1 protein-coding gene is annotated in these 905 nt (G+C 57.3%); it reads left to right on the forward strand.

What is annotated here, in order from left to right:
- Window positions 1-689: 689 nt before the first annotated feature.
- Window positions 690-821, forward strand: coding sequence for a hypothetical protein (locus QJT78_RS51680; protein WP_281460903.1), 132 nt, complete (start codon window positions 690-692; stop codon window positions 819-821).
- The last annotated feature ends 84 nt before the right edge of the window (window positions 822-905 follow it).

Below are 905 nucleotides of genomic sequence, written 5' to 3' on the forward strand. Positions count from 1 at the left end.
CGGCGGCTCTTCTTCGTCATCTTCGCTCCTGATTCGCAGCAAGAATCCTCGCCGCTGTCAGGCAGAAAATCCACTCAAGCTACTGTCCGAATTTGCGGGGCCAGCTCTCTGACTCTATCTCCCATCGGCCGTAGCGGGCTGCTCACGATCGTCTGAATTCAGTGCTCACGATCGCGCGAAATCGATGCTCACGATCCGTGAAATCCGCAAGCTGGTGCGTATCTGCCGCCGCAATTGTGTTGAAGACGGGAGTTGCCCTCCCGGAGCCGGCCTGCAGGGGCGGACTTCAAACCACCCCACGCTGCTGCGTTTAAGAGACGTAGTGGTGAGCGTTGGGGAAAAAGGCGGCGGACTACGCCATCAGGTGAGCGATGAGAAGATGAGCGCAAGCGAACCGCCGATGAGGCATCGAAATGGGTCCAGACGCTGTCATAACGGGGTGTATAGGCGGCATGACCTCATCACAGGCTTCAATGGGGAACGAGGGAATTTGGCTCGGGGTGTTAAGTGAAATCCGCAAGTGGCGCTCACCACGAGGGAGAATACCAATACTCCGAGACAGGGGCGGTGCAGCTTGTAGTAGCGTTGAAGTGGCTGCAATAGCCATGGAGCGAAGGGGATGCGTTACCCTGTCCGACATCGGACGCCAAGGCTTTGTCAGGAGGAGCGTTATCACGCCGGACAAACCGTTGCCCATCATCAAGCGTATGGTCTGGGAGGCCTACCAGCTGGTGGCATTGAATGGAAAGGCGGCGGGCGTCGATGGTCAGAGCTTGGAGAATTTGCGCGGGATCTTGGGAGCTATGGCTGATTTTGGGTGACGCGGCCTGATCAGGCGGCGTGGCTTTCAGTGTTCGGAATGACTTCGATTCCGTCGATGAACTTTACACCGGCGATGACTTTCG

It is taken from the genome of Bradyrhizobium sp. Mp27 (genome assembly GCF_029953005.1).
Classification (GTDB): domain Bacteria; phylum Pseudomonadota; class Alphaproteobacteria; order Rhizobiales; family Xanthobacteraceae; genus Bradyrhizobium; species Bradyrhizobium barranii.